The 26,503-nt window shown below is 72.2% G+C and carries 22 protein-coding genes and 1 riboswitch; of the genes, 15 read left to right on the top strand and 7 right to left on the bottom strand.

Annotated features, from left to right (window positions below; genetic code table 11):
• The first annotated feature begins 24 nt into the window (after nucleotides 1–24).
• Genes AC07C1_RS05555 through AC07C1_RS05545 form a run of 3 tightly spaced genes read left to right on the top strand, consistent with a single transcriptional unit; the run spans nucleotide 25 to nucleotide 2,802 of the window.
• Nucleotides 25–840, top strand: coding sequence for an ABC transporter ATP-binding protein (locus AC07C1_RS05555; protein WP_478937077.1), 816 nt, complete (start codon nucleotides 25–27; stop codon nucleotides 838–840).
• Nucleotides 830–1,693, top strand: coding sequence for an ABC transporter permease (locus AC07C1_RS05550; protein ID WP_478937076.1), 864 nt, complete (start codon nucleotides 830–832; stop codon nucleotides 1,691–1,693). The genes AC07C1_RS05555 and AC07C1_RS05550 overlap by 11 nt, the downstream gene beginning before the upstream one ends.
• A 59-nt stretch (nucleotides 1,694–1,752) precedes the next feature.
• Nucleotides 1,753–2,802 carry an ABC transporter substrate-binding protein gene (locus AC07C1_RS05545; RefSeq protein WP_478937075.1) on the top strand — a complete coding sequence of 350 codons (1,050 nt, stop codon included), beginning with the start codon at nucleotides 1,753–1,755 and terminating at the stop codon, nucleotides 2,800–2,802.
• Between the two features lie 13 nt (nucleotides 2,803–2,815).
• Here the strand turns inward: AC07C1_RS05545 and AC07C1_RS05540 are convergent, their stop codons facing one another.
• From AC07C1_RS05540 to AC07C1_RS05525, 4 genes are all read right to left on the bottom strand, one after another.
• Nucleotides 2,816–3,496 carry a response regulator gene (locus tag AC07C1_RS05540; protein ID WP_478937074.1) on the bottom strand — a complete coding sequence of 227 codons (681 nt, stop codon included), beginning with the start codon at nucleotides 3,494–3,496 and terminating at the stop codon, nucleotides 2,816–2,818.
• Entirely contained in the window at nucleotides 3,493–5,190 is a 1,698-nt protein-coding gene (locus tag AC07C1_RS05535; RefSeq protein WP_478937073.1) for a sensor histidine kinase, read from the bottom strand. The genes AC07C1_RS05540 and AC07C1_RS05535 overlap by 4 nt, the downstream gene beginning before the upstream one ends.
• Before the next feature lie 115 nt (nucleotides 5,191–5,305).
• Entirely contained in the window at nucleotides 5,306–6,247 is a 942-nt protein-coding gene (locus AC07C1_RS05530; RefSeq protein ID WP_478937072.1) for a sucrase ferredoxin, read from the bottom strand.
• A 54-nt stretch (nucleotides 6,248–6,301) separates the two neighbouring features.
• Nucleotides 6,302–7,558, bottom strand: a complete 1,257-nt coding sequence (locus tag AC07C1_RS05525) for a citrate synthase (RefSeq protein ID WP_478937071.1) — start codon at nucleotides 7,556–7,558, stop codon at nucleotides 6,302–6,304.
• A gap of 113 nt (nucleotides 7,559–7,671) precedes the next feature.
• On the opposite strand from AC07C1_RS05525, the gene AC07C1_RS05520 reads away from it, so the two are divergent.
• The gene (locus AC07C1_RS05520) at nucleotides 7,672–8,838 is read left to right on the top strand and encodes a citrate synthase (protein WP_478937070.1); all 1,167 of its coding nucleotides are present in this window, start codon (nucleotides 7,672–7,674) and stop codon (nucleotides 8,836–8,838) included.
• A 393-nt stretch (nucleotides 8,839–9,231) separates the two neighbouring features.
• A complete protein-coding gene (locus AC07C1_RS05515; RefSeq protein ID WP_478937069.1) occupies nucleotides 9,232–10,326 on the top strand; it encodes a CobW family GTP-binding protein in 1,095 nt (364 codons plus the stop codon).
• Here AC07C1_RS05515 and AC07C1_RS05510 read toward each other — a convergent pair.
• A complete protein-coding gene (locus AC07C1_RS05510; RefSeq protein WP_478937068.1) occupies nucleotides 10,323–12,782 on the bottom strand; it encodes a DNA gyrase/topoisomerase IV subunit A in 2,460 nt (819 codons plus the stop codon). The two genes, AC07C1_RS05515 and AC07C1_RS05510, sit on opposite strands and share 4 nt — an antisense overlap.
• A gap of 280 nt (nucleotides 12,783–13,062) precedes the next feature.
• Between AC07C1_RS05510 and AC07C1_RS05505 the strand changes: the two genes are divergently transcribed.
• From AC07C1_RS05505 to AC07C1_RS05490, 4 genes are all read left to right on the top strand, one after another.
• The gene (locus tag AC07C1_RS05505) at nucleotides 13,063–14,457 is read left to right on the top strand and encodes a M16 family metallopeptidase (RefSeq protein ID WP_478937067.1); all 1,395 of its coding nucleotides are present in this window, start codon (nucleotides 13,063–13,065) and stop codon (nucleotides 14,455–14,457) included.
• Nucleotides 14,454–15,842, top strand: coding sequence for a M16 family metallopeptidase (locus tag AC07C1_RS05500; protein ID WP_478937066.1), 1,389 nt, complete (start codon nucleotides 14,454–14,456; stop codon nucleotides 15,840–15,842). Before AC07C1_RS05505 ends, AC07C1_RS05500 begins: the two co-directional genes overlap by 4 nt.
• A gap of 211 nt (nucleotides 15,843–16,053) precedes the next feature.
• Nucleotides 16,054–16,214: riboswitch (cyclic di-AMP (ydaO/yuaA leader) on the top strand.
• Between the two features lie 13 nt (nucleotides 16,215–16,227).
• Entirely contained in the window at nucleotides 16,228–16,983 is a 756-nt protein-coding gene (locus tag AC07C1_RS05495; protein ID WP_478937065.1) for a M23 family metallopeptidase, read from the top strand.
• 199 nt (nucleotides 16,984–17,182) lie between these two features.
• On the top strand, nucleotides 17,183–17,869 hold the full coding sequence (locus AC07C1_RS05490; protein WP_478937064.1) for a GntR family transcriptional regulator: 687 nt from the start codon (nucleotides 17,183–17,185) through the stop codon (nucleotides 17,867–17,869).
• 204 nt (nucleotides 17,870–18,073) lie between these two features.
• On the opposite strand, the gene AC07C1_RS05485 is transcribed toward AC07C1_RS05490, so the two are convergent.
• Nucleotides 18,074–18,355: an HPr family phosphocarrier protein gene (locus AC07C1_RS05485; protein WP_030563197.1), complete on the bottom strand. Its 282-nt coding sequence runs from the start codon at nucleotides 18,353–18,355 to the stop codon at nucleotides 18,074–18,076.
• A 177-nt stretch (nucleotides 18,356–18,532) separates the two neighbouring features.
• On the opposite strand from AC07C1_RS05485, the gene AC07C1_RS05480 reads away from it, so the two are divergent.
• The 5 genes from AC07C1_RS05480 to AC07C1_RS05460 all read left to right on the top strand — a co-directional run bounded on the left by AC07C1_RS05480 (nucleotide 18,533) and on the right by AC07C1_RS05460 (nucleotide 24,353).
• A complete protein-coding gene (locus AC07C1_RS05480; protein ID WP_478937062.1) occupies nucleotides 18,533–21,415 on the top strand; it encodes a bifunctional acetate--CoA ligase family protein/GNAT family N-acetyltransferase in 2,883 nt (960 codons plus the stop codon).
• Nucleotides 21,416–21,431: 16 nt separating this feature from the next.
• Complete coding sequence (locus AC07C1_RS05475; protein WP_478937061.1) at nucleotides 21,432–21,845, top strand: hypothetical protein; 414 nt, start codon at nucleotides 21,432–21,434, stop codon at nucleotides 21,843–21,845.
• A 10-nt stretch (nucleotides 21,846–21,855) separates the two neighbouring features.
• Nucleotides 21,856–22,443: a DUF5998 family protein gene (locus tag AC07C1_RS05470; RefSeq protein ID WP_478937060.1), complete on the top strand. Its 588-nt coding sequence runs from the start codon at nucleotides 21,856–21,858 to the stop codon at nucleotides 22,441–22,443.
• Complete coding sequence (locus AC07C1_RS05465) at nucleotides 22,443–23,633, top strand: alkaline phosphatase family protein (RefSeq protein ID WP_478937059.1); 1,191 nt, start codon at nucleotides 22,443–22,445, stop codon at nucleotides 23,631–23,633. The genes AC07C1_RS05470 and AC07C1_RS05465 overlap by 1 nt, the downstream gene beginning before the upstream one ends.
• A gap of 69 nt (nucleotides 23,634–23,702) precedes the next feature.
• A complete protein-coding gene (locus tag AC07C1_RS05460; RefSeq protein ID WP_478937058.1) occupies nucleotides 23,703–24,353 on the top strand; it encodes a thymidine kinase in 651 nt (216 codons plus the stop codon).
• Between the two features lie 159 nt (nucleotides 24,354–24,512).
• Here AC07C1_RS05460 and AC07C1_RS05455 read toward each other — a convergent pair whose 3' ends face one another.
• Entirely contained in the window at nucleotides 24,513–25,304 is a 792-nt protein-coding gene (locus AC07C1_RS05455; RefSeq protein ID WP_478937056.1) for a VOC family protein, read from the bottom strand.
• Between the two features lie 320 nt (nucleotides 25,305–25,624).
• On the opposite strand from AC07C1_RS05455, the gene AC07C1_RS05450 reads away from it, so the two are divergent.
• On the top strand, nucleotides 25,625–26,476 hold the full coding sequence (locus tag AC07C1_RS05450) for a sulfurtransferase (RefSeq protein ID WP_478937054.1): 852 nt from the start codon (nucleotides 25,625–25,627) through the stop codon (nucleotides 26,474–26,476).
• Nucleotides 26,477–26,503 lie beyond the last annotated feature (27 nt).

The following is a 26,503-nucleotide window of genomic DNA, read 5'->3' as shown; positions in this document are numbered from 1 at the left end:
GAGCCACACCTACCGTCCCGGGCCATGAGCGCACACACCAGCCCCGCCATCGAGCTGCGGGGCGCGAGCAAGATCTTCAGGACCCCGTCCGGGGGACTGCACACGGCCGTGCGCGGCCTGGACCTCACCGTGGAGCGCGGCGAGTTCGTAGCCGTCGTAGGACCGACCGGCTGCGGCAAGTCCACCACCCTGACCCTGGTCAGCGGTCTGGAGGAGCCCACCGAGGGTGAGGTGCTGGTGGCCGGAGAGCCGGTCGACGGCGTCGGCGACAAGGTCGGCTTCGTCTTCCAGCAGGACGCGACGTTCCCCTGGCGGACGGTTCTGTCGAACGTCATGGCCGGCCCGCGCTTCCGGGGCGTGCCCAAGGCGGAGGCCAAGCAGAGGGCCCGCGACTGGCTGGCCCGGGTGGGGCTCGCCGCCTTCGAGGACCGTTATCCGCACCAGCTCTCCGGCGGTCAGCGCAAGCGCGTCGCCCTCGCCGCCACCTTCGTCAACGACCCCGAGATCCTGCTGATGGACGAGCCGTTCTCGGCGCTCGACGTGCAGACCCGGGCGCTGATGTCGGACGAGCTGCTGGAGCTGTGGGAGGGCACGGGCGCCTCCGTCGTCTTCGTCACCCACGACCTGGAGGAGTCCATCGCGCTGGCCGACAGGGTCGTCGTGATGACCGCCGGACCCGCGACCGTGAAGCAGGTCTTCGACATCGACCTGCCCCGGCCGCGCAAGGTCGAGTCGGTGCGCCTGGAGCCGCGGTTCATCGAGATCTACCGCGAGATCTGGCAGTCCCTCGGCGAAGAGGTCCGCATCACCCGTGAGAGAGGTGCCGCCCATGTCGCCTGAGGTTCTCAGCACGCCGGTCGTCGACACCGCCAAGGCCCCCGATCGCGCGCAGACCCGCGCCCAGGCGGCTCGCCGGCGCAAGGTGTTCGTGACCGTCGCTCGAGTACTGCTCCTGGTGGCCGTCCTCGGCCTGTGGGAGGGGCTGTCCCGGGCCAAGGTCATCGACCCGTTCAACTTCTCGATGCCGTCGGAGATCTGGGATCAGATCCGGACCTGGGTGATGCACGGCACCGCGCTCGGCTCCCTGGGTGAACAGATCTGGTACACGCTGTACGAGGCGCTGCTCGGCTGGGTCATCGGTGTGGTCGCCGGTGTGCTGCTCGGTATCGCGCTCGGGCGGATCAGATTGCTCGCCGAGGTGCTTGGTCCATACATCAAGGTGCTCAACTCGATCCCCAGGATCGTCCTGGCGCCCATCTTCCTGATCTGGTTCGGGCTCGGGCCCTCCTCGAAGGTCGCCTCCGCCGTCGTGCTCGTCTTCTTCCCGGTGTTCTTCAACGCCTTCCAGGGCGCCCGCGAGGTCGACCGCAACCTGGTCGCCAATGCCCGCATCCTGGGCGCCGGCGACCGCAGGGTGACCCTCCAGGTGGTCATCCCGTCGGCCACCTCCTGGATCTTCACCAGCCTGCACGTCAGCTTCGGCTTCGCGCTCATCGGCGCCATCGTCGGCGAGTACATCGGTGCCACGAAGGGCATCGGCCTGCTCGTCTCGCAGTCGCAGAACACCTTCAACGCGGCCGGCGTCTACGCCGCGATGGTCATCCTCGCGGTCGTCGCCCTCTTCGCCGAAGGACTGCTGACCTTCGCCGAGCGCCGCATCTTCCGCTGGAAGCCGACCGGCTCCGACAGCTGAACCCACCGCACCCCCCCGCTTCTGTTCCGCACCGCCCTCTCACAAGGACGTGAACCGCCATGCGCAAGACCGCCAGACATGCCTCCCTGGCCGCCGCCGGACTGCTCGCCCTCACCTCGCTCACCGCCTGCGCCAACGACGCGGCCGGCTCGGCCGCCGACACCGGCAGCGGCGGCAAGGGCGAGTCCGTCAAGATCATGGTCGGCGGGCTGGACAAGGTCATCTACCTGCCCGCGATGCTCACCCAGCGCCTCGGCTACTTCCGGGCAGAGGGTCTGAATGTGCAACTCCTCAGCGAGCCCGCCGGAGTCCAGGCCGAGACGGCGCTCGTCTCCGGCCAGGTGCAGGGAGCGGTCGGCTTCTACGACCACACCCTGGACCTCCAGGTGAAGGGCAAGTCGGTCGAGTCCGTGGTGCAGTTCTCGCACGCGCCGGGCGAGGTGGAGGTCGTGTCCGACAAGGCGGCGGGTGACCTCACTTCCCCCAAGGACTTCAAGGGCCGCAAGCTGGGCGTCACCGGGCTCGGCTCCTCGACCGACTTCCTCACCAAGTACCTGGCGGTCAAGAACGGCGTGAAGGTCAGCGAGTTCACGCCGGTCGCGGTCGGGGCCGGCCCGACGTTCATCGCGGCGCTCCAGAAGGGCGCGATCGACGGCGGCATGACCACCGATCCGACCGTCGCGACGCTCCTGGACAAGAAGGCGGGCAAGATCCTCCTCGACATGCGCACCCCCGAAGGTTCGCAGGAGGCGCTGGGCGGCCCGTACCCGTCGTCAAGTCTGTACATGCAGACGGACTGGGTGAACGGACACAAGGACACCGTCCAGAAGTTGGTCAACGCATTCGTCAAGACGCTCAAGTGGATGTCCACCCACAGCGCCGACGAGATCGCCGCCAAGATGCCCGCCGACTACTCCCAGGGCGACAAGACGCTCTACGCGCAGGCCATCAAGAGCACGCTGCCGATGTTCACCGACGACGGCGTGATGCCCCAGGGCGGCCCCGAGACCGTCGAGAAGGTGCTCAAGTCGTTCAACCCCAACATCAATAACGCGAAGGTCGACCTGAGCAAGACGTACACGACGGAGTTCGTCAAGGCCGCCAAGTAAGGCACGAGTGCGCTCAGGCGCGGGTCGCCCACACGTAACGGTGTTCGGGGCGGCCCGCGTCGCCGTACTTGAGGGTCAGCCGGGCCCGTCCGGTGCGCTCCAGGAGCTTCAGATAGCGCTGGGCGGTCTGCCGGCTCACTCCCGTCCGCTCGGCGATCTCCTGGGCGGACAGCGGGCCTTCGGCGTTCATCAGTGCCTGGCGCACCAGCTCGGCCGTGGTGGGGGAGTGCCCCTTCGGCAGCTCCGGCTCCGACGGGGCGGACAGGGCGCCGAAGATGCGGTCCACCTGCGCCTGTTCGGCCTCGCCACCGCCGTCCAGGGTGCGCCGCAGTCCGGCGTACGCCTGCAGCTTGGCCCGCAGACCGGCGAAGGCGAACGGTTTCACCAGGTACTGCAGCGCCCCGTGCCGCATGGCGGCCTGGACGGTCGACACGTCCCGCGCCGCCGTCACCATGATCACGTCTGTCTGGTGGCCGCGCCGGCGCATCTCCCGTACCACCGCCAGCCCCGTGTCATCGGGCAGATAGTGGTCCATGAGCACCAGATCGAGCTGCGGCAGCGCCTCCACCTGACGCAGCGCCTCCGCCGCGTTGTGCGCCTCCCCGGCCACACGGAACCCGGGCACCTTCTCGACGTAGGCGGCGTTGACCCGGGCCACCCGGGCGTCGTCGTCCACGACCAGGACCTCGATCATCGCGCCTCCTCCTCGGCGGTGGCCGGGACGTTCGCAGGAGCCGTACCGGGCTCCGCGGACCCGGTGCGGGCCGGTTCCAGCTCCGGCTCGGTCAGCGCCTCGGGCAGGATCACCGTGAACTCCGCCCCGCCGCCGTCCGCCGCGCCCACGGACGCGCTACCGCCCTGCCGCTCCGCGAGCCGGCGCACCAGGGACAGCCCGATGCCGCGCTTGCCGTGCGCGGGCGGCTTCTTGGTCGACCACCCCTCCGTGAAGATCAGCTCACGCTGGTCCGCCGGAACCCCGGGGCCGGTGTCGCGGACCCTGAGGACGACCGTGCGGCCCTCGGTGCGCGACTCGACCTCCACGCGCGCGTGGGGGGTGCCCGCGACCGCGTCAAGGGCGTTGTCCACGAGGTTGCCGACGACCGTGACCAGACCCCGCGGATCGATCAGCCGGTCCGGGAGCCGCGTCCCCTCCGACACCCACAGGGCGACCCCGCGCTCGGCCGCCACGGTCGCCTTGCCGACCAGCAGCGCGGCCAGCAGCGGATCCTGGATCTTCTCCGTGACCTGCTCGGCGGTGACCCGGTGGTCGCCGACCACCTCGCCGACGAACTCCACCGCGTCGTCGTACATCTCCAGTTCCAGCAGTCCGAGCAGCGTGTGCATCCGGTTGGCGTGCTCATGGTCCTGGGCGCGCAGCGCGTCGATCAGCCCGCGCGTGGAATCGAGTTCCCGCCCCAGCTGCTCCAGTTCGGTGCGGTCGCGCAAGGTGGCCACGGCGCCGCCGTCGTCGGTGGGCATGCGGTTGGCGACCAGGACGCGCTGGCCACGCACGGTGAGCAGATCGGTGCCGGTGACCCGGCCGGCCAGCACATCCGTCGTACGGCCCTCGCCGAGTGCCTCGTCGGGGGCCCGCCCGACCGCCTCGTCGCCGATGCCGAGCAGCCGTCGCGCCTCGTCGTTGAGCAGCCGGATGCGGCCGCCGCGGTCGAGGGCGACCACACCCTCCCGGATGCCGTGCAGCATGGCCTCGCGCTCGGCGAGCAGCGCCGAGATGTCGGAGAAGGCCAGGTCCCGGGTCTGTCGCTGGACCCGGCGCGATATCAGCCACGCGGCGAGCGCGCCCACCGCGAGGGCGCCCCCGGCGTACGCGAACAGCCCCGGGATCGCACTGATCAGCCGCGCCCGCACGCTGTCGTAGGCGATGCCGACCGAAACCGCCCCGACGATGCGGTGGCCGTCGTCGTACAGCGGTACCTTGCCGCGTGCCGAGCGGCCCAGGGTGCCCTTGTCGATCTCCATGACCTCCCGGCCGGCCAGGGCGTCGCGGGGGCTGGTCGAGACCCGCCGGCCGATCTCCGAGGCCGTGGGGTGCGACCAGCGCACCCAGTCCCGGTCCAGCACCACGATGTACTCGGCGCGGGTGGCCCGCCGGATCCGCTCGGCCTCCTGCTGCACCGGACCGTCGGGGGTCGGCGGGGTGGTGCGGACCCCCTCGGCGATCTGCGGGTCCTGGGCGGTGGTCTCGGCGATGGCCAGCGCGCGCCGCATCGCCTCCTGGTCCAGCTGCTTGCTCAGCGGCGCCAGGAACAGCCCGGTCGCGAGCACCGCGACTCCCGCGGCGATCGCCACCTGCATCAGCAGCACCTGGGAGAACACCCGCCGCGGCAGACCGAGGCGCAGACGCCGGGCGGGGGGAGTGGGGCTCATACCCACGACGGTACGTGTCCGGGACCGACGCGCCCCAGGGGGTGTGGCGTGCATCTCTTGACCAGTTCTTGAATGAGCGGCGGCTCGTCCTGACGACCTCGGCGAGGGAGCCCCGTCAGCTCGCCAGAGCCGTCGGCCGCAGCTCGCGCACCGCGACCACGTCCATCCGCGCGGGCGCCCCCAGCACCGCCGCGCCGCAGCTCTCCGGGCGGGGCGGCAGCGACGCCCCCTGCGTCACGGTGACCCGCCAGCGGCGGCCGTCGGCGTGGCCGACGGTGACCTCCCGGCGCGGGGCCGCGCCGTCGGTCCGCAGGACACTCAGCACGCCCGCCCGGTACTCGCCCGCGGCGGACCGGACGGCCAGCTCGGCCGCCTGGCCGGGCCGTTCCCAGGCGGAGCAGCCGCGGCACCCCTCGACGACCACGCGCCCCTCCTGGACGCCGCGCAGGGCCTCCTCGACGGTGCGCGCCTCGGCGCGGCCGTAGACGTAGCCGTACGGCAGGACGAGCACCGTCGGCGAGAAGCGATGTCCACCCAGATGGGTGACCTCCCAGACACCACGCGCTCCCGAGGCGGCCAGCTCCGCGGCGAGGGGGCGGCCCAGGAGGGCACAGCAGCGGTCGCGCTTGCCGTTGGTGCACACGAGCGCGAGTGGGTCGCCGCGGTGCGGGCGGCCGCCGAGTGCCGTGCCGAAGGACCGGTGGTCACCCGACCCGAGAGCGGCGAAGTCGAGCTCGAGCAGCCGCCGTGGATCGCGGGTGGTGGCGCTGTGCAGCCATACGCGCCCCGGAACGGTGTGGGCGACGTACACGTGCCGGATCTCGGGTGTGCCGGGGTCGGCATGGCGTCCGGGGCGCCGGATGAGCGCGATGCGGACGCCGGTTCCCTCCGCGGCGGCCTCCAGGGCCCGGCCCAGCGCGGGGTCCAGGTGGCTCGACGTGAGGGCCTTGTCACCCCACGGGCCGGGCTGTTCCAGCAGCAGCCAGGTCGTCGCCGTGGCAGCCGTGCCGGAAACGGGCTCGTCGAGGTTCCGGGAGACGGTCGCGCACCTACTCACAGAGGTGAGCCTAACCTGACTCCTCCCAGGGCGACTTCCGGCCGTGCCCGTGTCCTACTCCGGCAGGGGCTGTGGCGGCCGCGGACCGACGTACTGACCACTGGGCCGCATACGCAGCGGGCGCTCGCCGTACTCCTCCAGGGCGTGCGCGATCCAGCCCGCCGTCCGGGCGATGGCGAAGATCGTCTCACCGGCCGTGGCCGGCATGCCGCAGGAGGCGGTGAACACCGCCAGGGCCAGGTCGACGTTGGCGTGCAGGGGCGTGTGCCGGGCGGTCGTGGCGACGATGTCGCGGGCCGCCAGCAGCGCGGGCTCCGCGCGCGGGACCTGTTCCAGGAGGCCGAAGAGGACGCGCGCGCGGGGGTCCTCACCCGGGTAGAGCCGGTGGCCGAGACCGGGGATACGGCGGCCCGCGCGCAGTTCGTCGGCGATCACCGGGACCGCCGTGCCCTGGTCGAGCACGTCGAGCAGCATCCGGTGGGCGAGGCCGCTCGCGGCGCCGTGCAGTGGGCCCTCCAGGACGCCCAGACCGGCCGAGACGGCCGCGTAGGCGTGCGCGCGTGCCGAGGCGGCGACCCGGACCGCGAGGGTGGAGGCGGCCAGATCGTGGTCGGCGAGCAGGGCCAGCACGGTGTCCAGGACGCGCAGGGACGCCTCGTCGGCGGGGTGTCCGGTCAGCCGGCCCCACAGGCGGTGGGCCAGCGGGCCGTCGTCCCTGTGACCGTGCAGGACCGGCGGCAGCGCCGCGACGAGCGTGGGGATGAGGAGGCGCGCGGTGTTCAGCACGGCCTCTTCGGAGAGGTCGAAGCGCAGCGGATCCTCGGCCGCCGCGGCGATCGCCGCAACCCGCAGCCGGTCGGCGGGGGAGGCGTGCTCGGACAGCGCGTCCACCGCGCGGCGGGCGACCTCGACGGTGGTCCCGGGCGCGGAGAAGGTGATGCCCGGGGTCAGCCGGCCCGTCCACAGCCACTCCGCGACCTCCTCGTAGGAGTGCCGGGTGGCCAGTTCGACGGCGTCCACGCCGCGGAAGAAGTACCGGTCCCTCTCGATCAGCGTGATGCGCGTCCGGACCGAGAGATCGCTCCCGGAGCCCGGACTCCCGGCCGCCTCGCGCCGGTTGCGACGGGCGAGTGCCTCCACCTCCTTGGCCTCGAAGGTACTGGCGCGGCCGCCGGGCTCGCGTCTGCTGCTGAGCAGGCCGCGACTGACGTACGCGTACACCGTCTCGGGCTTCACGCCGAGCATCTCGGCGGTCTCCTTGGTGGTGAGCCGCCCCCCATGACGGCTGGGAACGGGGTCGTGATCGCGCATGGAGGTCACCGTAGCCGCCTCTGCACACCTTGATGACTGTGCATTGATTGGATCAATGTTGACAGGAAATCAGTCAAGCATGGACAGTTGAATCAAGTCCAGTAAGGAGAGCCATGGCCATCGACAGGACCGCCGCCCCACTCATCGACGCACCGCGTGGTCTCGCGGGCGTCGTCGTCACCGAGACCCGGATCGGCGACGTCCGGGGGCAGGAGGGCTTCTACCACTACGGCCAGTACTCGGCCGTCGAACTCGCGCAGACCCGCGGCTTCGAGGACGTCTGGCACCTCCTGGTTCACGGGCAGCTCCCGGACGCCGGGCGCCGCGCCGCCTTCGCCGCCGAGACCGCGGCGCTGCGGCGGCCGCCCGGCGAAGTGCGCGCGGCGCTGCCGGCGATCGCCGCGGCGAGCCGTGTCTCCGGTCCGCCGGCCGGCCTGCGCACGGCCCTGTCGCTGCTGGGCGCGGCTCAGGGACTCCGGCCGGTGTTCGACATCGACGCCGACCGGCGCCGCGCCGACACGGTGGCCGTCTGCGCGGTCGTACCCACGCTCCTCACCGCGCTGTACCGGCTCGGGCAGGGCCTCGACCCGGTCGAGCCGCGCGAGGACCTCTCGTACGCGGCCAACTACCTGTACATGTTGACCGGTTCGGAACCCGAACCGCGCCGGGTGCGTGCGGTCGAGCAATACCTGATATCAACCATTGATCACGGATTCAACGCGTCAACCTTCACCGCGCGGGTCATCGCGTCCACCGGTGCCGACGTCGCGGCCTGCCTCACCGGTGCGCTCGGTGCGCTGTCCGGACCGCTGCACGGAGGTGCGCCCAGCCGGGCCCTGGACACGCTGGACGCGATCGGCACGCCGGACCGGATCGACCCCTGGATCCGGGAGCGGGTGCTCGCCGGTGACCGGATCATGGGCTTCGGGCATGCCATCTACCGCACCGAGGACCCCCGTTCGCGGATGCTGAGGGAGACAGCCCTGTCCTTCGGCGGCCCGCGTGTGGACTTCGCGGTGGAGGTCGAGCGCCGGGTCGAGGCGATCCTCGCCGAGCTGAAGCCCGGCCGCGAACTTCACACGAATGTCGAGTTCTACGCCGGTGTCGTCATGGAACTGTGCGGTCTGCCCCGCGAGATGTTCACTGCCACCTTCGCGGCCGCGCGAATGGTGGGCTGGAGCGCCAACGTCCTGGAGCAGGCGGCCGACCCGAAGATCATCCGGCCGGTGGCCCGCTACGTCGGACCCGAGCCGCCGGTCCCCGTGCCCGCTGCCGGGTGACGAGGGCGCGGTGGATCATCGAACCGCGAGCGGCGCGGTCAGTCCGCCGACGGGAGGAAGTACTCCGTCGTGGGGACGGCGGGACCCGTGGCGACGGCGGCATGCCCCCGAGCGAGCGATTTCCTTGTGATCACGCTCCCGACCGGGGCGGCGCCGGCCGTCTCCCCCGAATGGGCGGCTCTGATCGGCGAGCAGGCGGGCGGAGAGGAGGCGCACGGAAGAAAGCGGGGGCCGCACGTTCCAGCACCAATGTCCGACCGCGTCCGCGGGGCGTGCTGGCACCGTTCACTTCGCCGCGATTGCCCCCGCTCGTATCCTGGGCGCGCAGTCAGAAGTCGTCCGTGCGCCGGGCCGCGAGCCGGTGTGCGCTTCCGTGGGAGAGAGGTTCACCCGTTGGGGAACAGCCTGGGCAACGGCCGCAGTCCGCAGCAGATCCCGGTGGTCGTACTCGCCGGTTTCCTGGGCTCGGGGAAGACCACGCTCCTCAACCACCTGCTGCACCGCAGCGGGGGCAGCCGTATCGGGGCGATCGTCAACGACTTCGGGGCCATCGAGATCGACGCCATGGCCGTGGCCGGCGCTCTCGGCGACTCGACCGTCTCGCTCGGCAACGGCTGTCTGTGCTGCGCCGTCGACGCGAGCGAACTGGACGTCTACCTGGACCGGCTCGCCGCGCCCGGCGCCGGCATCGACGTGATCGTCATCGAGGCTAGTGGGCTCGCCGAGCCGCAGGAGCTCGTGCGGATGGTGCTCGCCAGCGAGCACCCCGGCATCGTCTACGGCGGTCTCGTCGAGATCGTCGACGCCGCCGAGTTCGACGACACGCGCGCGCGGCACCCCGAGATCGACCGGCACCTCGCCCTGGCCGACCTGGTCGTGGTCAACAAGCTCGACCGTGCCCCGGACGCCGACCGCGTCCTCGGCCTCGTCCGCTCGCTCACCGACCGCGCCGCCGTCGTCCCCGCCACCTACGGACGGATCGACCCCGAGATCCTCTTCGACTGCAGGCCCGGCGAGGAGCGCATCGGGCAGCTGTCCTTCGACGACCTGCACGACCACACCGACGGCGACCACGGCGACCACGGAGGCCACAGCGGCCACCTGCACACGGGCTACGACAGCCTGTCCTTCACCTCCGGCGTGCCGGTGGAGCCCCGTCGGCTGATGCGGTTCCTGGACGGCCGCCCGGAAGGGCTGTACCGGATCAAGGGGTATGTGGACTTCGGGCCGTACGACAGGATCAACCGCTACGCCGTGCATGCTGTCGGCCGGTTCCTGCGCTTCTACCCACAGCCCTGGGCGCCCGCCGACGCCCGTCTCACCCAGCTGGTGCTGATCGGCTCCGGCATCGAGCCGGACGCCCTCGGCAAGGAGCTGGAGGCCTGCAAGAACGACGCCCCACACGCCGACGAACACGGCATGTGGGGCGTCCTGCGCTACGTACCGGGCTCCGAGGAGGAGCCCGATCCCGAGGCGTACGAGGCCTAGAACACCGGCCCCGCGACCACCGACACCGTCTTGGGCAGCGAGGTGCCCGAGCCGTCCCGGCGCGGGTCCATCTCCGGCAGCCCCACCGGGGTGCCGTTCTTCTGCGCCGCGCGCGCGGGAGTCGGGCCCGCCCAGCCCAGCGACAGGCAGTCCTCGCCCTTCAGGAACCGCTGGCAGCGCACACCACCGGTGGCCCGGCCCTTGCGCGGGTACTGGTCGAACGGCGTCACCTTGGCCGTCGTCTGCACGGAGTCGTCCAGTGTGCCGCGCGAGCCCGCCACCGTGAACACCACCGCGTCGGCGGCCGGGTCGACCGCCGTGAAGGAGATGACCTTCGCGCCCTCGGCGAGCTTGATGCCCGCCATACCACCCGCCGGGCGGCCCTGCGGGCGGACGATCGAGGCCTGGAAACGCAGCAGCTGCGCGTCGTCCGTGATGAACACCAGGTCCTCCTCGCCGGTGCGCAGCTCCACCGCGCCGACGATCCGGTCACCGTCCTTGAGCGTGATGACCTCCAACTCGTCCTTGTTGGACGGGTAGTCGGGCACCACACGCTTGACGACACCCTGCTCCGTGCCGAGCGCCAGGCCCGGGGACGACTCGTCCAGAGTGGTCAGGCAGACCACCGTCTCGTCGTCCTCCAGGGAGACGAACTCCGCCAGCGGCGCCCCTCCGGAGAGGTTCGGCGCGCCCGCCGGCTCGGGCAGCTGCGGCAGGTCGACCACGTTGATCCGCAGCAGGCGGCCCGCCGAGGTCACCGCGCCGATCTCGCCGCGCGCGGTCGCCGGGACCGCCGAGACGATCACATCGTGCTTGACGCGCTTCGCGTCGGCCGCATCCGGGAACGGCTCGTCGGTCGCCGTACGGGCCAGCAGACCCGTCGAGGACAGCAGCACCCGGCACGGGTCGTCGGCCACCTGCAGCGGCACGGCGGCCACCGCGGCACCCGCGGACTCCAGCAGGACCGTACGCCGGTCGGTGCCGAACTTCTTGGCGACCGCGGCCAGTTCGGCCGAGACCAGCTTGCGCAGCTCCGCGTCCGAGTCCAGGATCCGGGTCAGCTCCTCGATCTCCGCGGTGAGCTTGTCCTTCTCCGCCTCCAGCTCGATGCGGTCGTACTTGGTGAGCCGGCGCAGCGGCGTGTCGAGGATGTACTGCGTCTGCACCTCGCTCAGCGAGAAGCGCTCGATCAGGCGCTCCTTGGCCTGCGCGGAGTTCTCACTGGACCGGATCAGCCGGATGACCTCGTCGATGTCGACCAGCGCGGTCAGCAGACCGTCGACCAGGTGCAGCCGGTCGCGCTTCTTGCCGCGGCGGAACTCGCTGCGGCGGCGGACCACGTCGAAGCGGTGGTCGAGGTAGACCTCCAGCAGCTCCTTCAGGCCCAGGGTGAGCGGCTGGCCGTCGACCAGAGCCACGTTGTTGATGCCGAAGGACTCCTCCATCGGCGTCAGCTTGTACAACTGCTCCAGGACCGCCTCGGGCACGAAACCGTTCTTGATCTCGATGACCAGGCGCAGACCGTGCGCGCGGTCGGTGAGGTCCTTGACGTCGGCGATGCCCTGGATCCGCTTCGCGTTGACCAGGTCCTTGATCTTCGCGATGACCTTCTCGGGGCCGACCGTGAACGGCAGTTCCGTCACCACCAGGCCCTTGCGGCGGGCGGTCACGGCCTCCACCGACACCGTCGCGCGCATCTTGAAGGTGCCGCGGCCGGTCGCGTACGCGTCCCGGATGCCGTCCAGGCCGACGATCCGGCCGCCGGTGGGCAGGTCCGGGCCCGGGACGTGCTTCATCAGCGCGTCCAGGTCGGCGTTCGGGTACTTGATCAGGTGGCGGGCGGCGGCGATGACCTCGCGCAGATTGTGCGGAGCCATGTTGGTCGCCATGCCGACCGCGATGCCCGAGGCGCCGTTGACCAGCAGGTTCGGGAAGGCGGCCGGCAGCGCGACCGGCTCCTGCTCCTGGCCGTCGTAGTTGGGTGCGAAGTCGACCGTGTCCTCGTCGATCGACTCGGTCATCAGGCTCGTCGCCTCGGCCATCCGGCACTCGGTGTACCGCATGGCGGCCGGCGGGTCGTCGTTGCCCAGCGAGCCGAAGTTGCCATGGCCGTCGACCAGGGGCACGCGCATGGAGAAGGGCTGCGCCATGCGCACCAGGGCGTCGTAGATCGACGCGTCGCCGTGCGGGTGCAGCTTGCCCATGACCTCGCCGACGACCCGCGCGCACTTCACATAGCCGCGCTCGGGGCGCAGGCCCATCTCGTTCATCTGGTAGACGATCCGGCGGTGCACCGGCTTGAGGCCGTCACGGGCGTCCGGCAGTGCGCGCGAGTAGATGACCGAGTAGGCGTACTCGAGGTAGGAGCCACGCATCTCGTCCACGACGTCGATGTCGAGGATCCTCTCCTCGAACGAATCGTCGGGCGGCGGGGTCTTCGTGCTGCGGCGGGCCATCGCTGCCTGGCTCCTTGCTGAAGCTGTGAGGATCTGACGCGGACCATTGTGGACCGAGGCACCGACAACCCGTGCCGCGACCCGGTCCCCCCGGCTCCGACCGGCACCGCGGGACGCGCTCGCTCGCGCCCCGCCGCACGCCTGGCGCGGGCTTTGCGATCCGCTGTGGGCGTACGTCCCGCGGGAACTTCGCCGGGGCCCCGCACGCTTTGCATACAGTGGCAGGAACGGCAGGAAAACCGCGGTTTCGACGACCGCCTCCGCTCGCGAAGGGACGTACATGCCCATGGGTCACACGACCACAGCCGAGGCAGGCTCCGGGGGCCTGACAGCGACCGAGCACCGCCTGGCCAACGGTCTGCGCGTGGTGCTCTCCGAGGACCACCTGACCCCCGTGGCGGCGGTCTGCCTCTGGTACGACGTCGGCTCCCGCCACGAGGTCAAGGGACGCACCGGTCTGGCTCACCTTTTCGAGCACCTGATGTTCCAGGGCTCGGGGCAGGTCAGCGGCAACGGCCACTTCGAGCTGGTGCAGGGCGCCGGCGGCTCGCTCAACGGCACCACCAGCTTCGAGCGGACCAACTACTTCGAGACCATGCCGGCCCACCAGCTGGAGCTCGCCCTCTGGCTGGAGGCCGACCGCATGGGCTCGCTGCTCGCCGCCCTGGACGACGAGTCCATGGAGAACCAGCGGGACGTCGTCAAGAACGAGCGCCGCCAGCGCTACGACAACGTGCCCTACGGCACCGCCTTCGAGAAGCTGACCGCCCTGTCGTACCCGGCCGGCCACCCGTACCACCACACGCCGATCGGCTCGATGGCGGACCTGGACGCGGCCACCCTGGAGGACGCGCGCCAGTTCTTCCGCACCTACTACGCGCCGAACAACGCGGTGCTCTCCGTGGTCGGCGACATCGACCCCGCGCAGACCCTCGCCTGGGTCGAGAAGTACTTCGGGTCGATCCCGTCCCACGACGGCAAGCCACAGCCCCGCGACGGCTCCCTGCCGGAGATCATCGGCGAGCAGCTGCGCGAGGTCGTCGTCGAGGAGGTCCCGGCGCGCGCCCTGATGGCCGCCTACCGGCTGCCGCACGACGGCACGCGCGAGGCGGACGCGGCCGACCTGGCCCTGACCGTCCTCGGTGGTGGAGAGTCCTCCCGCCTGTACAACCGGCTGGTGCGCCGCGACCGTACGGCCGTCGCGGCCGGTTTCGGTCTGCTGCGTCTGGCCGGCGCGCCCTCGCTGGGCTGGCTGGACGTGAAGACCTCCGGTGACGTCGAGGTGCCGGTCATCGAGGCCGCCATCGACGAGGAGCTGGCCCGGTTCGCCGCCGAGGGCCCCACGCCCGAGGAGATGGAGCGAGCCCAGGCCCAGTTGGAACGCGAGTGGCTGGACCGGCTCGGCACGGTCGCCGGCCGCGCCGACGAACTGTGCCGGTACGCCGTGCTGTTCGGCGACCCGCAGCTCGCCCTCACCGCCGTCCAGCGGGTCCTGGAGGTGACCGCCGAGGAGGTCCAGGAGGTCGCCAAGGCCCGCCTGCGGCCCGACAACCGCGCGGTCCTCGTCTACGAGCCGAAGTCCCCGGAGGCCGTCGAGGACGCCGACATCCCGGAGGACCCCGAGCGGGAAGCGACCGTAGAGGCCGGCAACGAGAACGAGGAGACGGCCAAGTGACCGAGCTCGCCGCAATGGACTTCCACCCCCAGCCGCAGCCGGGCGAGGCCAGGCCGTGGGCGTTCCCGGCCCCCGAGCGCGGCACGCTCGACAACGGCCTGACGGTGCTGCGCTGCCACCGCCCCGGCCAGCAGGTCGTCGCCGTCGAGGTGCTGCTGGACGCGCCCCTGGACGCCGAGCCGGCCGGCCTGGACGGCGTCGCGACGATCATGGCGCGGGCCTTCTCCGAAGGCACCGACAAGCACTCCGCCGAGGAGTTCGCCGCCGAGCTGGAGCGCGCGGGCGCCACGCTGGACTCGCACGCCGACCACCCCGGCGTCCGGCTCAGCCTGGAGGTTCCGGCCTCCCGCCTGGCCAAGGGCCTGGGCCTGCTCGCCGACGCCCTGCGCGCCCCGGCCTTCGCCGAGAGCGAGGTCGAGCGGCTGGTCCGCAACCGCCTGGACGAGATCCCGCACGAGCTGGCCAGCCCCGCCCGCCGGGCGGCCAAGGAACTCTCCAAGGAGCTGTTCCCGGCGGCCTCGCGCATGTCCCGTCCCCGCCAGGGGACCGAGGAGACCGTCGAGAAGATCGACGCGGGGGCCGTACGCGGCTTCTACGACCGGTATGTGCGCCCGGCCACGGCCACCGCGGTCGTGGTCGGCGACCTCACCGGCGTCGACCTGGACGCGCTGCTCGGGGACACCCTGGGCGCGTGGACCGGCACCCGGGGCGAGCCCCGGCCCGTGCCGCCGGTGACCGCCGACGACACCGGGCGCGTGGTCATCGTGGACCGGCCCGGAGCCGTCCAGACGCAGCTGCTCATCGGCCGGGTCGGCCCGGACCGGCACGACCGCGTCTGGCCCGCCCAGGTGCTCGGCACCTACTGCCTCGGCGGCACTCTCACCTCCCGCCTGGACCGCGTCCTGCGCGAGGAGAAGGGCTACACCTACGGCGTGCGTTCCTTCGGGCAGGTCCTGAGGTCCGCCCCGGACGGCACCGGTGCCTCGATGCTCGCCATCAGCGGTTCCGTGGACACCCCCAACACCGGCCCCGCGCTGGACGACCTGTGGAAGGTGCTGCGCACCCTCGCGGCGGAGGGCCTGACCGACGCCGAGCGGGACGTCGCCGTGCAGAACCTCGTCGGTGTGGCGCCGCTGAAGTACGAGACCGCGGCGGCCGTCGCGAGCACCCTGGCCGACCAGGTGGAGCAGCATCTGCCCGACGACTTCCAGGCGACGCTGTACCAGCAGCTGGCCGCGACGGGCACGGTGGAGGCCACCGCGGCCGTCGTCAACGCCTTCCCGGTGGACCGGCTGGTGACCGTCCTCGTCGGTGACGCGGCCCGGATCAAGGCGCCGGTCGAGGCGCTGGGCATCGGCGAAGTCACCGTCGTCGCCGCGGAGTAGCGGCACGCGCGCGTGGGGCCCTGCCGACTCACGGGTCGGCAGGGCCCTCTGTTGTTCCACTCGCTTCCCCAGATGCCCGATTTGGGACGGAGGTTGCCTGTCTGACCTGTGGGATGCGCTACAAAAACCCGGATTCGTTTGAGGATTGAAAGCAAGCTTTCGTAGCGTCGTCCGGGCTGTTCGTCAGGCAGTGCGCCGCACCCGCGGCACCGGGCAGCCATCGCCGAGTCCCCGTACGGCGCGAGCCAGGGGAGCCGGGGACCCACCGTCCCCTGGGGTGAATCGGGCGCCCGCGCGAGAGCGAGGGGGTCCGTAGGAGACCTTCCTGCTCCGAACCCGTCAGCTAACCCGGTAGGCGAGAAGGAAGGAAAGGACCAGCCACTTCATGGCGTTCATGTGCGCCACCGGGAAGCACCGCAAGCCCGGCCGGGTCAAGCGGACCACCGCTCAGGCGGCCGGTATCGCGGCCCTCACCACCACCGGTGTCATCGGCACCCTCGCCGCATCCCCGGCGCTCGCCGCCGAGAACTCCGTGGAACAGACCGGTCTCACACCCGTCATCGCCGCGAGCGACGACGTGGCCGAGCAGATCGACGAGCAGGCCGCCGCCCAGAAGCAGGCCGCCCAGCAGCAGGCGGCCGAGGAGGCCGCGGCCAAGGCGGCAGCCGAGAAGGTCAAGCAGGAGCGCGAGGCCCACGCCCGCGCCGCCCGAGAGGCCGAGCGCAAGCGCCTGAACGCCTTCGTCGCCCCGATCGCGCACTCCTACGTCTCCACCGGCTACCAGGCCAGCAGCTCCCTGTGGTCCTCGGGCTCGCACACCGGCATCGACTTCCACGCGGCCAGCGGCACGACCGTCCACGCGGTCGGCTCCGGCACCGTGGTCTCCACCGGCTGGGGCGGCGCGTACGGCAACCAGATCGTGATCCGGATGGCCGACGGCATGTACACCCAGTACGGCCACCTGTCGTCCATCGGTGTCACCGTGGGCCAGCGGGTCGTCCCGGGCCAGCAGATCGGCCTGTCCGGCGCGACCGGCAACGTCACCGGCCCGCACCTCCACTTCGAGGCCCGTACGACTCCCGACTACGGCTCCGACATCGACCCCGTCGCCTACCTCCGCAAGCACGGCGTCAACGTCTGACCCTCCGTCGCACGGCACGCGAGGCCCCGGCTCCACCGAGCCGGGGCTTTCGTCGTTTTTCGCAGTGTCCGCCCAGTCCGCTGTCCAAAAAATATCCATGGATTCCGGCCCGCCGTCGGAAATTCCGGTTCATTGGAATAGAGTCACGGAACACACGTCCATCGTCGACGTTTCACGGGGATTAAGGCGGAGGTCGGGCATGCGTATTCCGGCGCACTCGGTGTGCACGGCGATCCGGGACGACATCGTCGCGGGTGTCTACGGTCGCGGCAGCCGCCTCACCGAGGAAGTCCTGGCCCGCCGCTACGGCGTCTCGCGCGTCCCCGTCCGCGAGGCCCTGCGCACGCTGGAGGCGGAGGGCTTCGTGGTCACCCGCCGGCACGCTGGCGCGTGCGTGGCCGAACCTACCGAGCAGGAGGCCGCCGACCTGCTGGAGATGCGCATGCTCCTGGAACCGCTCGGGGCCGCGCGGGCCGCACAGCGGCGCACGGAGGCCCATCTCAAGGTGTTGCGCGGTCTGGTCCGGCTGGGTCAGGAGCGGGCCAGGAGGGGCAGCAGCGAGGATCTGCGCTCGCTGGGCGGCTGGTTCCACGAGACGCTCGCCCAGTCCTCCGGCAGCCCCTCGCTGACCTCCATGTTGACCCAGCTGCGCCACAAGATCGCCTGGATGTATGTGGTGGAGGCGCCGCCGAGCCCGCTGGAGTCCTGGGCGGAGCACGGCGCGATCGTGGACGCGGTGGCACGGGGCGACGGTGAGCGGGCGCGGGCGGTCACGGCGCTGCACACCGAGCGCACCACGGCCGCGCACCGCCTTCGCTTTTCCGGGGCCGCGCAGCGTGTGAGGACTTCGCAACATGCCGTAAACACGTCGGGCCGGCGGCATTAACACGGACGTCGTATACAAAGAAGAGTTATTCTGCGGAGCGGTGTTTTCCGCTGCCTGAATTCCGGCGTGCCGTAATTCACGAGAGGTGCCGTACGCGGGCCGGCCATAAATCGTCGGCAAATGGAGCGGAAGTGTGCTGCGCATACGGCGAAGCCGCGCCGCCCCGAAGGGCCGACGCGGCTCCGGTGTGAGCGCGCGACGCGCTCAGACGGTCTCGGGCAGCTCTTCCAGGCCCTCGGCGACCAGCTTGGCCAGGCGGTCCAGGGCGGCGTCCGCGCCCTCGGCGTCGGAGGCGAGGACGATCTCCTCGCCACCCTGGGCGCCCAGGCCCAGGACGGCCAGCATGGAGGCCGCGTTGACGGGGTTGCCCCCGGCCTTGGCGATCGTCACCGGGACGCCTGCGGCCGTGGCGGCTCGGACGAAGATGGAGGCGGGACGGGCGTGGAGGCCCTCGGCCCAGCCGACGTTGACGCGGCGCTCAGCCATGTGTTGCTGCCCTTCACTCTTCAGGGTTGTCTAGACCAGTTTCCCATATCGCGAAGCATGCCCGGAGCGGACCTTCGTCCCCTCCGGCGTGTCGCCGGACCGCGGCCTCGGTCAGGCTTGTCGTCCTCCACAGACTGCCTCGCGCCGTTGTCGTACGCGAGCCGTACTCTGGGGCCCATGCAGACCTCGGCGGACCGGCAGGACCGGCATGTGTACCCCGCCCACTGGGAGGCGGACGTGGTACTGCGCGACGGGGGCACCGCGCGCATCCGGCCCATCACCGTCGACGACGCCGACCGTCTGGTCAGCTTCTACGAGCAGGTCTCGGACGAGTCGAAGTACTACCGCTTCTTCGCGCCGTACCCCCGGCTCTCCGCGAAGGACGTCCACCGCTTCACGCACCACGACTTCGTGGACCGGGTGGGGCTCGCCGCCACCATCGGCGGCGAGTTCATCGCCACCGTACGCTATGACCGCATCGGCACCGACGGGATGCCCGCCTCCGCGCCCGCGGACGAGGCCGAGGTCGCCTTCCTGGTGCAGGACGCCCACCAGGGCCGCGGGGTCGCCTCCGCCCTGCTGGAACACATCGGGGCCGTCGCCCGCGAGCGGGGCATCCGCCGCTTCGCCGCCGAGGTGCTGCCCGCCAACACCAAGATGATCAAGGTGTTCACGGACGCGGGCTACACCCAGAAGCGCAGTTTCGAGGACGGCGTCGTCCGCCTGGAGTTCGACCTCGAACCCACCGACCGTTCCCTCGCCGTGCAGCGCGCGAGGGAGCAGCGCGCCGAGGCCCGCTCGGTACGGCGGCTCCTCGTGCCCGGCTCCGTGGCGGTCGTCGGCGTCGGCCGCACCCCCGGCGGGGTGGGCCGCAGCGTCCTCGGCAACCTCCGGGAGGCCGGCTACCCCGGCCGCCTGCACGCCGTGAACCAGGCCTTCCCCGAGGACCTCAAGGACGTCGACGGGGTGCCGGCGCACCGCTCGGTGCGGGACATCGAGGGACATGTGGACCTCGCCGTCGTCGCCGTGCCCGCCGAGTACGTGCCCGGGGTGGTCGCCGAGTGCGGCGAGCACGGCGTCCAGGGACTCGTCGTGCTCTCCGCCGGATACGCCGAGAGCGGTCCCGAGGGGCGCGAACGGCAGCGGGCCCTCGTCCGGCAGGCGCGCGCGTACGGCATGCGGATCATCGGCCCGAACGCCTTCGGGATCATCAACACCGCCCCGGACATCCGGCTGAACGCGTCCCTCGCCCCGGAGATGCCCCGCCCCGGCCGCATCGGGCTGTTCGCCCAGTCCGGCGCCATCGGCATCGCCCTGCTGTCCCGGCTGCACCGGCGCGGAGGCGGGGTCACCGGGGTCACGGGCGTCTCCACCTTCGTCTCCGCCGGCAACCGCGCCGACGTCTCCGGCAACGACGTCCTCCAGTACTGGTACGACGACCCCGAGACCGACGTCGTCCTCATGTACCTGGAGTCCATCGGCAACCCCCGCAAGTTCACCCGGCTCGCCCGGCGGACCGCGGCGGCCAAGCCGCTGGTCGTGGTCCAGGGGACGGGGGCCGCGCCGCAGGGCCACGCGGTGCGCGCCACGCGGCTGCCGCACGCGACCGTCTCCGCGTTGCTCCGGCAGGCCGGGGTGCTCCGGGTCGACACGATCACCGAGCTGGTCGACGCGGGCCTGCTGCTCGCCCGGCAGCCGCTGCCCGCCGGGCCGCGCGTGGCGATCCTCGGCAACTCCGAGTCGCTGGGCGTGCTGACGTACGACCGCTGCCTCGCGGAGGGACTGCGGCCGTCGCGCCCGCTGGACCTGACGACCGGGGCGACGGCGGAGGACTTCCACCGGGCGCTGGCACGAGCGCTGGCCGACGACTCGTGCGACTCCGTCGTGGTGACGGCGATCCCGGCGATCGGGGAGGGGTCGCCGGGGGACGCGGAACTGGCGGAGGCACTGCGGTCGGCGGCGGCCGCGGTGCCGGGCAAGCCCGTCCTGGTGGTGCACGTGGAACTCGGGGGGCTCGCGGAGGCGTTGTCGGCCGCGGCGAGCACCGCACCCCAGGCCGTCGACAGGGCGTCCGGCACCGACGGCGGTGCCCACCCGCACCCCCTCCCGGCTTCGCCCGAGCGGGGAACCTCCCAGCGCCCCGCGGAACGGCCACCCACCGCGGAAGCCGGCCTGACGAGCCCGCCCCCCGGGGGCCCCCGGCTCATCCCCGCCTACCCCGCTGCCGAACGCGCCGTCCGCGCCCTCGCCGAGGCCGTCAAGTACGGACAGTGGCGGCGCGAGGCCATGGACCCGGGGAAGGTGCCGGAGTACGACGACATCGACGAGAAGGGGGCCGCCCGGCTGATCGGGGAGCTGCTCGCGCGCGGGGAGGGGCTCACGATCTCCGACGGGGAGACTTGCGAGCTGCTCGGGAAGTACGGCATCCGGGTGCGACGCGCGCTTCCCGCGCCCACACCCGATGCCGCCGCCGACGCCGCCCGCACCCTCGGCTACCCGGTGGCCCTGAAGGCGACCGCCCCGCACCTCAGGCACCGGGCCGACCTGGGCGGCGTACGCCTGGACCTCGCGGACGAGGAGCAACTGCGCCGGGCGTACGCCGAGTTGACCGAGCTGTTCGGGGCGCCGGAGGAGTTGCGCCCGGTGGTGCAGGCCATGGCACCGCGTGGCGTCGACACGGTCGTACGCGCCGTGATCGACCCGGCGGCCGGTGCCGTGCTGTCCTTCGGGCTCGCCGGGGCCGCCTCGCAACTGCTCGGGGACATGGCGCACCGGCTGGTCCCGGTCACCGACCGGGAGGCGACCTCGCTGGTGCGGTCGATCCGCACGGCACCGCTGCTGTTCGGCTGGCGCGGCTCCACCCCCGTCGACACCCCCGCGCTGGAGGAGCTGCTGCTGCGCGTCTCCCGGCTCGTGGACGATCACCCCGAGGTGGTCGCGGTCACCCTGGAGCCGGTCGTCGTCGCCCCGCACGGCGTGAGCGTCCTCGGCGCCACCGTACGGCTCACGCCGCCGCCCGCCCGCGACGACCTCGGCCCGCGCCGGCTGCCGGCCTACTGAGCGGGGGAGGGGGCCCATGGAGATCGCCGGGTGCGAGCTGCCCGAGGGCAGCTGGTGGGACTGGGAGGTCATCGCCTGGGACGCGGGGCAGCTGCGTCTGGCAGCCGGGTACGACCTCACCCACCACCACGGTCTGGAGCTGGTCTTCGTCGGCCCCCTCTTCGTCTCCTGCCCGCCGAGCTTCCAGGACCCCGTCTTCCGCCCGCCCACGGCCCAGGAGACGGCACGCCTCGCGCGGGCGCTGGGTGAGGACGCGCCCCTTGTCGTCGCGTTCGAAGCGGACGCCGGTGGCTGTGAACCCGTCTCCTGCCTGGTCGCCGCCGAGCGGGTGCACCTTCGCCCGGGTCTCGTGCGGAGGCACCCGCGCGCGGGTGCACAGGCCGCCCCGGGTCAGCGTGACTGGCCCGGACCGCCCTTGCCCACGGATTAGGATGGACGCCATGGCCAAGACCAGTACGACGACCCAGGGGCTGCGCGCGGCGATCGAGCGCAGCGGCTATTACCCGGCCCTCGTGGCCGAGGCGGTGGAGGCCGCTGTGGGCGGCGAGCCCATCCGGTCGTACCTGGTCCACCAGGAGACGACCTTCGACCAGAACGAGGTGCGCCGGCACGTCACCGTGCTGGTCCTCACCGGCAACCGCTTCATCGTGAGCCACACCGACGAGCAGGCCGCCGACAGCACCTCCCCGACGCCGTACGCCACCACCTCCACCGAGTCCGTGAAGCTCGGCCGGATCTCCTCGGTCGTGGTCAGCCGGGTGGTCGCCAATCCGGAGCAGTACAAGCCCGGCACCCTGCCCCGCGAGATCGTGCTGACCATCGGCTGGGGCGCGGTCAGCCGTATCGACCTGGAGCCCGCCGCCTGCGGCGACCCCAACTGCGACGCGGACCACGGCTACACGGGCAGCTCCACGGCGGACGACCTCAGCCTGCGCGTCAGCGAGGCGGGGGACGGCCCGGAGACGGTGCGCCAGGCGCTCGCCTTCGCGCAGGCCATCTCGGAGGCGACCGCGGACGTCACGCGCTGATGTCCCAGCTCTCCGCCTGGGACCACCCGGAACCGCTCGCCCTGGACACCGCGCCGCTGCCCGAGTACGGCACCGGCTCCCTCGCCGACCTGCTGCCCACGCTGGCGGCCGGCATGGGCGTGCCGGGCCTGACCGCCACGATCGAGGAACTGACCGCGGCCGACCGGGTCTGTGTCTTCCTGATCGACGGGCTCGGCTGGGAGCAGCTGCGGGCGCACCCCGACGAGGCGCCGTTCCTCACTTCCCTGCTCGGCAGCTCCCGCGGCGGCACCGGCCGCCCGCTCACCGCCGGCTATCCGGCGACCACCGCGACCTCCCTGGCCTCCGTGGGCACCGGCCTGCCGCCGGGCGCCCACGGCCTGCCCGGGTACACCGTCCGCGATCCGGCCACCGGCGAGCTGATGAACCAGCTCCGCTGGCAGCCGTGGACCCCGCCACGCCCCTGGCAGCCGTATCCCACCGTCTTCCAGCTGGCCCACGAGGCCGGGGTGCACGCCGCCCAGGTGTCCTCGCCCGCGTTCGCGCAGACCCCGCTCACCAAGGTCGCGCTCAGCGGCGGCACCTTCCACGGCCGGCTCACCGGCGAGGAACGCATGGACCTCGCCGCCGCACAGCTGGCCGCCGGGGACCGCTCGCTGGTGTACACGTACTACGCCGAACTGGACGGCGCCGGGCACCGCTACGGCGTCGCCTCCGACACCTGGCGCGGCCAGCTCATGTACGTCGACCGGCTCGTGCAGCGTCTCGCCGAGCAACTGCCGCCGCGCAGCGCGCTCTACGTCACCGCCGATCACGGCATGGTCGACATCCCGTTCGACGAGGAGCACCGCATCGACTTCGACGCGGACTGGGAGCTGCGCGCCGGGGTCGCCCTGCTGGGCGGCGAGGGGCGGGCCCGGCACGTGTACGCGGTGCCGGGCGCCGAGAACGATGTACTGACCGTCTGGCGTGAGGTGCTCGGCGAGCAGTTCTGGGTGGCGTCGCGGGACGAGGCGATTGCTGCCGGCTGGTTCGGACCGCGCATCGACGAGCGGGTGTACGCGCGGCTCGGGGACGTGATCGCGGCCGCACACGACGACGTCCTGATCATCGCCTCCGAGCGGGAGCCCAAGGAGTCGGCCCTGGTCGGCAACCACGGTTCGATGACCCCCGCCGAGCAGCTGGTCCCGCTGCTCGAAGTACGCTCCTGACCCTTCCTCCCCGCGCGACGACCCGCCGAACGACCACCGAACGACTCACCGAAAGGTGCTCAACCCCTCATGCCCGAGCTGGTGTTCTTCTCCGGAACGATGGACTGCGGGAAGTCGACGCTGGCTCTGCAGATCGAGCACAACCGCTCCGCGCGCGGCCTGGTCGGCATGATCTTCACGCGCAACGACCGCGCCGGGGAGGGCAAGCTGTCCTCCCGGCTCGGCCTGGTCACCGACGCGGTGGAGGTCGCGGACGACCAGGACCTGTACGCCTACCTCGTGGATCACCTCTCGCAGGGCCGCCGGGCCGACTATGTGATCACGGACGAGGCGCAGTTCCTCGCCCCCGAGCAGATCGACCAGCTCGCGCGCGTGGTGGACGACCTCGGGCTCGACGTGTACGCCTTCGGAATCACCACCGACTTCCGCACCAAGCTCTTTCCCGGCTCGCAGCGGCTGGTGGAGCTGGCCGACCGCATCGAGGTGCTTCAGGTGGAGGCGCTGTGCTGGTGCGGCGCCCGCGCCACGCACAACGCCCGCACGATAGGCGGCGAGATGGTGGTCGAGGGCGCCCAGGTGGTCGTCGGCGACGTCGACCACTCCGCGGGCGAGGTCGGCTACGAGGTGCTGTGCCGCCGCCACCACCGCCGCCGGATGACCGCCGCGTCGGCCCACGCGGCGGCCCTGGCCCCGGACGTCCTGCCCGTCTCACCCGTGTGACAACCACCCGTGCTCAGCGCGGGTCACCGGTCTGAGCACCCCGCCGGTGCTCGTCGCGGGGCACCGGTCTGAGCACCCCGCCGGTGCTCGACGCGGGTCACCGGTCTGAGCACCCGCCCGTGCTCGACGCGGGTCACCCGTCCGGGAACCCACCCGTGCTCAGCGCGGGTCCTGGAGCACCGAGAACTCGGCTCCCTCCGGGTCCGTCACCGTCGCCACCCGGCCGTGCGGGCTGTCGTGGGCCGGCCTGAGCACGCGGCCGCCGAGGTCCACGACCTGCCGCAGCGTCGCGTCGGCGTCGGCGACCTCGAAGTACGTCTGCCAGTACGGCCCCTGGTCCCGGGGCAGGGCGTGGCCCATGCCGTGCAGGCCCGCCACCGGACGTCCGCCGAGGTGCAGCGTCACGTAGTCGAAGTCGGCGGACTCCACCGGCTCCTCCTCGTGACCGAACACGGTCCCGTAGAACTTGGCGACGCTCTCGGTCTCGAAGGTGACCAGCTCGTTCCAGGCGGGCGTGCCGGGAACCCCGGTGATCGCCGTGCCGAGGTGCGCGGAACCCTGCCAGATCCCGAACACCGCCCCGGACGGGTCGGAGGCGATGGCCATCCGGCCGGCCTCGGCGGCGTCCAGCGGGCCGACCGCGACGGTGCCGCCGCACAGCCGTACCGTGTCGGCGGTCCGGTCCACGTCGTCCGAGGCGAAGTACGGCGTCCAGGCGATCGGCAGCCGGCGGTCCGGCGGCAGGTGACCCATGCCCGCCACCTCCCGCCCGTCGAGCAGCGCCCGCACATACGGGCCGAACTGCTGCGGACCCGGCCGGAACTCCCAGCCGAACAGGTCACCGTAGAACGCCTCGGTGGCGGCCAGTTCGCGCACCATCAGGCTCACCCAGCAGGGCGTGCCGGGCGCGCGCCGCGCGTGCGGACCGGCCGACTCCCGTGCCTCGGTCATCGATCACTCTCTCCTCGGCCCCTCGCGGTGGCCGTGTCGCTTCCGCTACCCGGAAGGGTGTCCACGCCGACCGCGTGTACGCCCGTGCCGGTGCCCGCATCCTCCGCGGTCCCGCCTGCCCTGCCGCGCCGCGACCCGGCGGTGCCTCGGGGAGGATGCCCGAACTGCCGTCGTTCGCCGCTTCCTGACGATGGCCGACGGGTGACCGTCGGCTGTACAGCACGTGTTCGATCCCGTACGCCGCGTGATCGAACCTGTCCGGCCGAGCAGAGTAGCCGGACCTGGACGCCGCGGCCACCCCTGGCGTATGGATGGACGCCATGACAGCCATCATCACCGCAACCGAACTCGCTCACGAGCTGACCGGCGCGAACCCGCCCGTGCTGCTGGACGTCCGCTGGCAGCTGAGCATGGCGAAGGCGGCGGGCGCGCCCGCCTTCGACGGACGGGCCGAGTACGCGGCCGGGCACATCCCCGGCGCCGCCTTCGTCGACCTGGACCGGGAACTGGCCGCCACGCCGGGGGAGAACGGCCGCCATCCGCTGCCGGACCTCTCGGAGTTCGGTGCCGCGATGCGCCGCGCGGGCGTGTCGGCGGGCCGGCCGGTCGTGGTGTACGACGGCGGGCAGGGCTGGGCGGCCGCGCGCGCGTGGTGGCTGCTGCGCTGGACGGGTCACCCGGACGTGCGGGTTCTCGACGGCGGGTTGCCGTCCTGGGCGGGCGAGCTGTCCACGGAGCTGCCCGGCCCGGCCGAGGGCGACTTCGTACCGGCGCCGGCGGCCGCGGGGCTGCTGGACGCGGAGGGGGCCGCGGCGCTGGCCCGCACGGGCGTGCTGCTGGACGCGCGCGCGGGGGAGCGGTACCGCGGTGAGGTGGAGCCCATCGACCGGGTCGGCGGGCACATCCCGGGCGCGGTGTCGGCGCCGACGACGGAGAACGTGGGTCCCGACGGCCGCTTCCTGCCCGCGGCGGAACTCAAGGACCGTTTCAAGGCCTTGGGCGTCTCCGAGGACACCGAGGTGGGCGTGTACTGCGGTTCGGGCGTCTCCGCCGCCCACGAGGTGCTGGCGCTGGCCGTGGCGGGCATTCCGGCGGCCCTGTACGTCGGCTCCTGGTCCGAGTGGTCCTCGGACGCGTCCCGCCCGGTGGCGGTGGGCGGGGACCCGCAGTAGGTCAGACGCAGGGAGGAGGGGGCACGC

The organism is Streptomyces sp. NPDC045022 (assembly GCF_056432605.1).
This window is presented reverse-complemented; position numbering and strand designations above follow the sequence as displayed.